Below are 9,766 nucleotides of genomic sequence, written 5' to 3' on the forward strand. Positions count from 1 at the left end.
GTATCATTAAAGAGATTACTAATTGCAAAAAAAGCGTGTGTTAATATCTTCTGCAACCAGCGTTTGCTAATATTATTTTTAGTCGCATAAAGTTAATTATATTTTTTATCGCTATAAAACGCGTTGATTGAGTTTTAATAAGGGTAAATAAAGTGCAAACCAACAAAGATAATTTAGTCGTTCTTGGCGCTGGCTGGCTTGGCCAAGCCTTATGTATTGATGCACAAAAACAAGGTTGGCAAGTGCAGGGGACTCATCGAAGTGACACTCATCAATTTGATTTTGAACGTCAGTTTGTTGTACAAAACGGTGAGTTGCAGCACCAAGTTGATTTACAAAATGCGTATTGGGTCTGTGCAATCCCGCCTCGCAGTCGAGATAGCGAAAGTGATTATCCGCAAGTGCTTGAGCAGGCGTTAAAGCTGGCAACTGAGCTTAATTGCAAAGGCTTTTTATTGTGCTCATCGACTGGGGTATATGATCAAGAACCTGGCGTTTATAGTGAAAGCAGCGATATATCAGGCACTAACGAGCGACAAATAAAGCTGTATGACGCTGAAGAGCAAGTGCTTGAACAGCAAGGTAAAGTGCTTCGCTTAGCCGGATTGTTGGGGCCAAATAGAGAGCCTGGTCGTTTTGTGGCGGGTAAAGAACTCAATACCTCTAGTCAGCAAGTAGTGAATATGGTGCATCAACAAGATGTGATCAATGCTATTTATGCGGTCCTTAATAACTGGTCGCAAGGACAGAGCATTTATAACGTGGTGAACCCAGCGCACCCGACCAAAGCAGATTATTATGCGCAAAAGTGTGAGCTGTATGGCACACAAATGCCGAGCTTTACGAGTAATGAGGTCGCTGAGCGCAAAGTTATTGGCTCAGCGATAGAAGCACTGGGCTTTAGTTATCAGTATGGTATTTAATAAGAAGGTAAGGGGGAGTGGCTTATGAAGTCACACAACTTACCTTCACTTAGTAGCGTGTTGGCCGCTTCAATATCGGGAGCAAAATACCGGTCTTTGTCGTAATAGCTAACATGTTGGCGTAGCAGTGCTTTGGCACTTTCTACTTTATCACACGCGCGTAGTGGTGCTCTAAACTCAAGCCCTTGGGCAGCACTGAGCCATTCTATGGCCAGTACGCCTTGCGTATTATTAGCCATATCAATTAGTCGTCGTGCTGCAAACGTTGCCATAGAAACATGGTCTTCCTGATTTGCTGAAGTCGGTAAGCTATCTACCGAAGCTGGGTGTGCTAAGGATTTGTTTTCAGAGGCCAGTGCAGCCGCGGTGACTTGAGCAATCATAAATCCTGAATTTACCCCACCGTTTTTTACTAAAAATGGCGGTAATTTAGATAAATTAGAGTCAATCAATAGAGCAATACGTCGCTCAGCTAAGGCGCCAATTTCAGCAATAGCAATCGCCAGGTTATCAGCGGCCATAGCAACGGGCTCAGCATGAAAGTTTCCGCCTGAAATAATATCCCCTACATCGGCAAATACGAGAGGGTTATCGGTTACTCCGTTTGATTCACACAGTAGTACTTCGGCGGCTTGACGTATTTGGGTTAAACATGCACCAAGAACTTGCGGCTGGCAGCGCAGGCAATATGGGTCTTGTACTTTTTCACAATTAATATGTGAGTCACTAATTTGTGAGTGACTATCGAGTAATTCTCTAAATACGTGAGCCGTATCTATTTGCCCTTGCTGACCACGAATGTCATGAATACGCGCATCAAATGGCGCGCGACTGCCCATGGCCGCTTCTATACTGATAGAGCCAATAACACAGCTTTGTGCGTACAAGTCTTCGGCTCTAAATAAGCCTTGTAGTGCAAATGCAGTGGATGCTTGGGTGCCATTCAATAAGGCTAACCCTTCTTTTGCAGCTAATGTTAGTGGCTCAAGCCCCGCAATTTTTAGCCCTTGTGTAGCGCTTATAAGCTCACCTTTATAACGCATTTTACCCTCACCTAATAAAGGCAAACACATATGCGCAAGCGGTGCTAAATCGCCCGATGCACCCACTGAGCCCTTTTTAGGCACGCAAGGGTAAACTTCACTTTTAAGCAGCTGCATAAAAAACTCAAGCACAGCTAAGCGAATACCAGAATAACCGCGCGATAAAGAGTTTATTTTTAGTGTGATCATCAATCTAACGGTGCTGTCATCCATTAACTCACCAATACCTGCGGCGTGTGAAAGCACGATACTGCGTTGTAATAGTTCGAGTTCATCGTCAGCGATTTTAGTATTGGCCAATAACCCAAAGCCAGTATTAATACCATATACAGTGCGATGTTCGTTTATCACGTTTTGGACTGTTTGAGCACTGGCAGCTATTTGCGCCTGTGCATCATTGGCCAGAGTTAAGTGTATGGCTGATTTGTTAATTTTTCTTAGCGTGTTTAAGTCAAGCTGACCCGGTTTGAGTGTATATGAAATCATGACTTGTCCTCATTAAGCATTGGTAGGTCTAGCTGCTGCTGTTGCGCACAGTTTTTTGCAATTTCATAACCCGCATCAGCATGGCGCATTACACCGGTGGCGGGATCGTTCCATAATACTCGAGCAAGACGCTGCTCTGCTTCATCAGTACCATCGGCAACAATTACTACGCCTGAGTGCTGGCTAAAACCCATACCTACACCACCACCATGATGAAGCGATACCCAAGTAGCACCGCCTGCGGTATTAAGCAGGGCATTTAATAGTGGCCAATCGGAGACCGCGTCAGAGCCATCTTTCATACTTTCAGTTTCACGGTTAGGACTGGCAACTGAGCCTGAGTCGAGATGATCTCGTCCAATAACTACCGGCGCTTTAAGCTCACCGCTTTTAACCATATCGTTAAAGGCAACAGCTAGGCGCGCTCTATCTTTTAAACCGACCCAACAAATACGTGCAGGTAAGCCTTGAAATTGAATTCGCTCACGCGCCATATCAAGCCAATTATGCAGGTGTTTATCATCTGGAATGAGTTCTTTTACTTTTGCATCGGTTTTATAAATATCTTCAGGATCGCCAGATAGCGCTACCCACCTAAATGGACCAATACCTTCACAAAATAATGGACGAATATACGCAGGCACAAACCCAGGGAAATCAAATGCATTACTCACGCCTTCTTCTAGGGCCATTTGACGAATATTATTGCCATAGTCGGTTGTTGCTGCGCCCGCTTTTTGTAGTGCCAGCATCGCCTTTACTTGGACTGCCATTGACTGTTTAGCCGCTTTTACAACTGCTTGTGGGTTATCGATTCGCATTTTAGCTGCGTATTCCATACTCCAATCTTGTGGCAGGTAACCGTTAAGTGGATCATGAGCTGAGGTTTGATCGGTAACTATATCGGGGGTCACCCCACTTTTTACTAAGGTACTAAAAACATCGGCGGCGTTACCTAGTAAACCCACAGAAAGCGCTTCACCTTTTATGCAAGCATCTGTTATTAATTTTAGTGCATGCTCAAGATCTGTGGCTTTTACATCGACGTACCCTGTTTTTATTCGAAAATCGATACGGCTTTCATCACATTCCACCACCAAGGCACTAAAGCCTGCCATGGTAGCCGCTAATGGTTGTGCGCCCCCCATACCTCCAAGGCCACCCGTTAATACCCACTTACCTTTAGCATTACCAGCAAAATGCTGTTTTGCCATAGCCACAAACGTTTCGTAAGTGCCTTGCACTATGCCTTGAGAGCCAATGTAAATCCAAGACCCTGCGGTCATTTGGCCATACATCATCAAGCCTTTTTTATCTAGCTCGTTAAAGTGCTCCCAATTTGCCCAGTGCGGTACTAGGTTTGAATTGGCAATTAATACCCGTGGTGCATTGCTATGAGTTTTGAATACACCCACAGGTTTGCCTGATTGCACTAATAGGGTTTCGTCATCGTCAAGGCGCTCAAGCGTCTCAATTATTTTGTCGTAGCTTGGCCAGTCACGGGCAGCACGGCCAATCCCGCCATACACCACCAAAGCTTGCGGGTGCTCGGCAACATCAGGGTCTAAATTATTCATTAGCATGCGTTTAGCTGCTTCGGTTTGCCAGCTTTTTGTAGATATTTGATTGCCATGTTGCGCGCGTATTGTGCGTTGTGTGTCCAGTCGATGATTCATTGTTCACTCCTGTTAAATAGTATTAAGCGTTATGCGCTTTATTATTATTTTTAAATGTTAATTGCCCGCCCAAGCGGTACTTACTGCCCGGCGATATAAGTCGTGCAAAGCTAACAATCCCGTTTATCGACCAAGTGCGGCGTATTACTTGTAAGCATGGCTCTTCGTTATATAGGTTAAGCCACTGACACATTTCATTATTTGGCGTTATAGCCTCTACCGTGTGCCTTGCTTGTGTTAAAGGGGCAACCGTTGATAGGTATTCGTGTGGGGTGAGAGCGGTAAAATTTTGTTGTAAATAATCCTTGGCAAGTAACGGGTTTACAAAACGTTCTTCAACTTGCAAGGGACTGTCATTTTCGTTATGAATAATGACACTTCTATACACCACACTATCTACCTCAACACCTAAAGCAATAGCAATTGGCGCCACGGCATTGATTGATTCCAACACCTGTACTGTGCAGCTGTAGTTTCCGTTTCGCTCTTTGACTTCATGTGCAATGTTTTTTATTTCGAGTAATGATGACTGCGACTTAAAGCTTGCGACAAAAGTACCTAGCCCTTGGCTACGGGTTAAAATGCCTGTATCAGTTAGCTCACTTAACGCTCGACGTGCGGTCATTCTGCTTACTGTAAACTGTTTTGCTAGTTCATTTTCTGAGGGTACGCGTTGGTTTTCAAGCCAAAGTCCGCTGCGTATTTTGTCCACAATAAACTGTTTTATTTGTGTAAATTTAGGTGTTGGCATAAACGCTTTTGGTGTATTAAAAATAAACAATACTTAATAAGATGGCATAATTACCTTGTATATACAAGATGTGTTGTTAAACTCGTTTGAACATTATCGCGGAGAAACTTATGCAAGCCACAGAATCTACAGAACAGTTAAATGATATCGATTTATTGCTCACAGATGCCAACATTGCCACTATGGATAGCAATATTGATGCGCCTTATGGGGCGATAGAAAATGCGGCATTAGCTATCAAAAATGGCAAAATAGTGTGGCTAGGTAAGCAAGCTGACTTACCTAATTTTGATGTGTTAGCCACCCCGATATTAAGTGTAAAAGGGCAATGGTTAACCCCAGGCTTAATTGATTGCCATACACATTTAGTGTTTGCCGGTTCTCGTGCGCAAGAGTTTGAGCAGCGTTTGCAGGGCGTGAGCTATCAGCAAATAGCCGCGCAGGGAGGGGGAATAGCAAGTACAGTTAAAGCAACCCGAGAGGCTGACCACGAACAGTTATTTGTAGCAGCAAAAGAGCGTTTAAATGCATTGTTAGCTGAAGGGGTGACGACGGTTGAAATTAAGTCAGGGTATGGGCTTGATATAGACAATGAGAAAAAAATATTGGAGGTGGCTAGGCTGTTAAATCAACATCACCCCATTGAAGTAGTTAACACCTTTTTAGGGGCACATGCGCTACCTTTGGAGTTTAAAAACCGCAGTGATGATTACATAGATTTGGTATGCAATGAAATGCTAAGCACGCTTGTTGAAAATGACCTAGTAGATGCAGTTGACGTATTTTGTGAAGACATTGGCTTTAGCTACGCACAAACTCAACGCGTATTTGATGCAGCTAAAAAACAGGGTTTGGCAATCAAGTGTCATGCCGAGCAATTATCAAATCAACACGGTGCAGCGCTGGTAGCACAATACAATGGCCTGTCGGCTGATCATTTAGAATACCTTGATGAAGCAGGCGTTAAAGCTATGGCAAACGCAGGCACTGTGGCGGTATTACTGCCTGGGGCTTTTTATTTTTTAAAAGAAACGAAATACCCACCAATTGAGCTGTTAAATAAATACAAAGTACCCATTGCGATCGCCAGTGACTTTAATCCCGGCACATCACCCTTGTGTTCGTTGCAATTAATGATGAATATGGCCTGCACCTTATTTAATTTCACCCCAGAGCAGGCATTAACTGGCGTAACAGCACATGCGGCTCGTGCTTTAGGTTTTACTGATAGAGGGGTATTAAAAGTTGGCGCTCGCGCAGATATCGCTCATTGGCAAATTGACCATCCTGCACAATTAAGTTATCAGTTTGGGGTAAATAAACTGTTAAATTTATGGATATTGGGTAAACTTAGTTAGTTTGTATAAAATTAACTCTTAAACCTATGTTTTATTTAATGTCAGTGAGTACGTCAGCTATGGATGGAACGTTATTGAGCTACAGCAATTTAGCTATTTTTTTAAGTGGTGCACTTTTAATGGCAATGGTTGCCACGCTATTAACCGTTAAAAGTAACGTAATGAGACTCAACTTTTTATGTACTGGGCTCATTGGCTTAGCTATGGTCAGTAGTGCAATACCTTGGCTCGCTATTTTACTAGCGCTAGGTTTTGGTTTTAATTTATATCAAGCGAAGTTACAAAAGCAAAAAAAACCATTTCTTATCAGTGCCTGTGCAAGCGCATTACTTGCTTTACTATTAATAGGGTATCTCTTTTTTGCGCTGCATTTAGCGTGGTTGATTATGGCTATTTTACTGCTCTCAGTCAGTGGTTTTTTAGCTGATAATGAGCCTAAAGCTACTGCGCCTTTAAAGCCACAAACCGAGCCTGAGGTGTATGTTGAAAACTCACCCTTAGCCAGCTTCCCCGATAAACAACAGTTACGTCAAAAGTATAATGAGCTTACCAATGAAGGTTCATTCAGAGCCGCACTTATTGTATTAAGGCTAGAGGGATTTGCGCAGGTAAATCAACATATTGGACGAGATTTTGGTGACTTACTGTTGTCGCAGTCGGCAAATCGAATAAAAGACTTACTAGACAGTGATGAAGTGTTGTTCCTTGCTCCGCACGCTAAATTAGCGCATTTAGGCGGGTTAAATTTCGCGTTTATTTGTGATTTACAAAGCCATAATCATTTACATCAACAGCTTATCAAGCAAATTATTGGCGCTACATTAAAGCCCTTTAACGTGGCTAATTGCACTATTGAAGTAAAGGTAAGAGCCAGTTATGTTCATTGCGATCAACAAAGTACGAGCTTTGATGATTTAATTAGTCATGCTTACTTGGCACTTGATAGTCAGCCAAGCAAACAAATAGTGGCTTATCATCAACAAATGACAGTTGAGCATTTAGAGCAACAAGCGCGATTAACAGAGCTTGCGAATATCAGCTTTGCTGATGAGTTTGAGCTGTTTTTTCAACCCGTTATTCGCAACGGCGATGGCCAAATTGAATTTTTAGAATTGTTATTACGTTGGCAACACCCCACGCAAGGCACGTTATCGGCAAGCCGATTTATAAATGATATTAGAATTGCAGGGCTTGGTTATTCACTGGCTACCTTTGTTATAGAGCGTGCTGGCGAATTAGCCATGGCACTTCGTATGGAAGGGATGTCGGTGCCTTTGAGTGTTAATTTATTTGGCCCAGAAATGCTCAATGAAGAGTTTGTTGATTTTGTTTACGGAGTCATTGGTGAGCATCAACTAAGACCAGGCGATTTAATTATTGAATGTCCGCTTCATGTTTTTACCAGCCTCGATGATAAAGGCAGAGCCATGATCGCAAGGCTTAACAGTTTAGGTTTAAAAGTATGCGTTGATGGCTTGGGAGATAACCCCGTATTACTGTCTAAATTACCAAGTTTAGCGGTGGAGTATATTAAGGTATCTCCTGCCTTAACTGCTGACTTTAGTAATCAAAATAATATACGCAGCTTAGTAAGCGGTATGGTGGAAATGCATAATCAGCAACAAACAAAAGTGATTTTTGAAGGTGTTGAAACACTGGACCAACTTAAATTTGTGAAAAGTTTGAAAGCTTATGCCTCACAAGGCTACTACTTTGGACACCCTTTAAGTAGCTTAGGGTTAATGAGTTGGTTTAAACAGTGGTTACAGGCACAAGAAGACTAGGGAAGATTAGGTTTTTTGCTTTGTTTGTAGGTAGGTATTTACTAAGGCGCTGATAACTTGACCACATTGTAATTTACCCGCAGCAAGAGAGTGAGGATGTTGCGACGGTGCTGCTTCGCATAAATGTAAATAAGCACTGTGATAATTACTTGCAGCCAAATAAACATAATGCTCGCCATCGCTAACATCAAAACCGCAATAATTAAATGCGCTTGCAGGCATGTTGGTTAGGCTATCTAAATCAACTTCTATTCCTAACGGTGCGTTATCAAATGCGTTTAGTGCATTGTTAGTTGCTTCCGTTAAACTTGTTTCTCGCCTAACATTAATCGCTTGATAGCTGGTGAAACTAAATTTTGCACTTTGCATCGCATTAAAAATTTGTTGATTATTTTTAAGCTCATGTAAGCCAATTACATGGTAACTGTTAAGGTGCTGCTCTTGATAGGCGTAGTGAAACCCATTGCCACTGTGTCTGCCTTCACACTCTCTAAAGTCGGCATGGGGGTCTAAATTAATGGCGTTAATTGCGCTGTTTTTATATTTTGCAAGCGAGCGAATAATACCTAAGCAGTTATTATGTCCGCCACCAATAATGATGGGTTCAAGACCGGCTTTAAAAATCATGCTTAAAATTGCTTCAACCCGCACATCAATCTCAGCGCACAACTGACGTAATTGGTCTAAATCGAGAGGATTTTGGTTATCAAGCGGGTGTGCTTGTTCCATTAAGTCATCGAGGTTTACTTCGCCAAGCAGTAACACTTTTTGCATGGCAATAGCGTGATTGTGAGGTTGGTTTAAAAAGTGTTGTAAAAAAGCTGGCCAAGCATGCTGTGCTCCGCCTTTACCTAAATTGGCTCTAGGTCCAATGTCTTCGCAAACGCCCAGTAAAACAAAGCGCATACCAAACTGTGCAGCATCAGTAAGCGCTTGTTGTATATTAACGTTTGCGTCAAGTAATGCCATTGACTGCCACGCTTTTTGTTCACCAGCACGGTAAGAGCAAATGCTCTTGAGCGTGCTTTCGTTATATACTTTAAGGTGTGCTGTCACGCTACAGTTCTATTATTTCTAGCTCTAATTCTTCAGCAGAAAGTACAATACCTGTACTGTCGGCATAAACAAAATCATCATCGAAAAATGATACACCCGCAAAGTTAACGCCTATGCCGCTTTCACCCGCGCCTTCACTGTCAGCTGCAACCGGAATTGATCCAATGGCTTGAATTCCTAAATCCAGTTCTTCAAGTTCATCAACATGGCGCAGTGCACCATATACAATAATACCTTGCCAATTGTTTTCAAGTGCCAGCTCAGCCAGTTCAATATCAATTAAGGCTCTGCGAGTGGAGCCTCCACCATCAATAAGTAAAATCTGATCTGTACCATCTTGAGAAAGCAATTGACGGATCAGTTCATTATTTTCAAAACATTTTACCGTTTTAATGCGGCCACCAAAACTGTGTCGACCACCAAAGTTGATGAACATAGGTTCAAGCACGTCAACCACATCAGCGAAATGGTCACATAAATCAGAAGTGCTGTAATCCATTATTTTATCCTCAAAAGATACATAAGTTAGTAACTTAGTATACCCTCCTTATATTCAATAACAACGACTTAATTGCAGTAAATTTAGCCAGAAATAGAACTAAATCAATAACACGACTCATATTTTTTTAATAAAATTGTCATCTTTATAAATAAATATTTTTAAAGCTATGGACTGAGCGCTTATAAGT

General features: G+C 42.2%; 8 protein-coding genes. 3 read left to right on the forward strand and 5 right to left on the reverse strand.

Annotation, left to right across the window (positions count from 1 at the left end; all coding sequences use genetic code 11):
- The first annotated feature begins 152 nt into the window (after window positions 1-152).
- Window positions 153-923, forward strand: a complete 771-nt coding sequence (locus A9479_RS11170) for a hypothetical protein (RefSeq protein WP_064663462.1) — start codon at window positions 153-155, stop codon at window positions 921-923.
- Here A9479_RS11170 and hutH read toward each other — a convergent pair.
- The 3 genes from hutH to hutC are packed head-to-tail and all read right to left on the reverse strand — an operon-like array spanning window position 920 to window position 4,879.
- Window positions 920-2,452: a histidine ammonia-lyase gene (gene hutH, locus A9479_RS11175; protein WP_064663463.1), complete on the reverse strand. Its 1,533-nt coding sequence runs from the start codon at window positions 2,450-2,452 to the stop codon at window positions 920-922. The two genes, A9479_RS11170 and hutH, sit on opposite strands and share 4 nt — an antisense overlap.
- Window positions 2,449-4,128 carry a urocanate hydratase gene (hutU, locus tag A9479_RS11180; RefSeq protein WP_064663464.1) on the reverse strand — a complete coding sequence of 560 codons (1,680 nt, stop codon included), beginning with the start codon at window positions 4,126-4,128 and terminating at the stop codon, window positions 2,449-2,451. Before hutU ends, hutH begins: the two co-directional genes overlap by 4 nt.
- 22 nt (window positions 4,129-4,150) lie before the next feature.
- Window positions 4,151-4,879 (reverse strand): histidine utilization repressor, encoded by a 729-nt coding sequence (hutC, locus tag A9479_RS11185; RefSeq protein ID WP_064663465.1) that lies wholly within the window; start codon window positions 4,877-4,879, stop codon window positions 4,151-4,153.
- A 110-nt stretch (window positions 4,880-4,989) separates the two neighbouring features.
- Between hutC and hutI the strand changes: the two genes are divergently transcribed.
- Both hutI and A9479_RS11195 read left to right on the forward strand, forming a co-directional pair.
- On the forward strand, window positions 4,990-6,237 hold the full coding sequence (hutI, locus tag A9479_RS11190; protein ID WP_016899306.1) for an imidazolonepropionase: 1,248 nt from the start codon (window positions 4,990-4,992) through the stop codon (window positions 6,235-6,237).
- 59 nt (window positions 6,238-6,296) lie between these two features.
- Window positions 6,297-8,021, forward strand: a complete 1,725-nt coding sequence (locus tag A9479_RS11195) for a GGDEF domain-containing phosphodiesterase (RefSeq protein ID WP_064663466.1) — start codon at window positions 6,297-6,299, stop codon at window positions 8,019-8,021.
- Between the two features lie 6 nt (window positions 8,022-8,027).
- Here A9479_RS11195 and A9479_RS11200 read toward each other — a convergent pair whose 3' ends face one another.
- On the reverse strand, window positions 8,028-9,077 hold the full coding sequence (locus tag A9479_RS11200; RefSeq protein WP_064663467.1) for a formimidoylglutamase: 1,050 nt from the start codon (window positions 9,075-9,077) through the stop codon (window positions 8,028-8,030).
- A 1-nt stretch (window position 9,078) separates the two neighbouring features.
- Window positions 9,079-9,576: a ribonuclease E activity regulator RraA gene (gene rraA, locus A9479_RS11205; protein ID WP_008115004.1), complete on the reverse strand. Its 498-nt coding sequence runs from the start codon at window positions 9,574-9,576 to the stop codon at window positions 9,079-9,081.
- Window positions 9,577-9,766 lie beyond the last annotated feature (190 nt).

The sequence above is a fragment of the Pseudoalteromonas sp. MQS005 genome (assembly GCF_001661605.1).
In the GTDB taxonomy this organism is placed as follows: Bacteria; Pseudomonadota; Gammaproteobacteria; order Enterobacterales; family Alteromonadaceae; genus Pseudoalteromonas; species Pseudoalteromonas tetraodonis.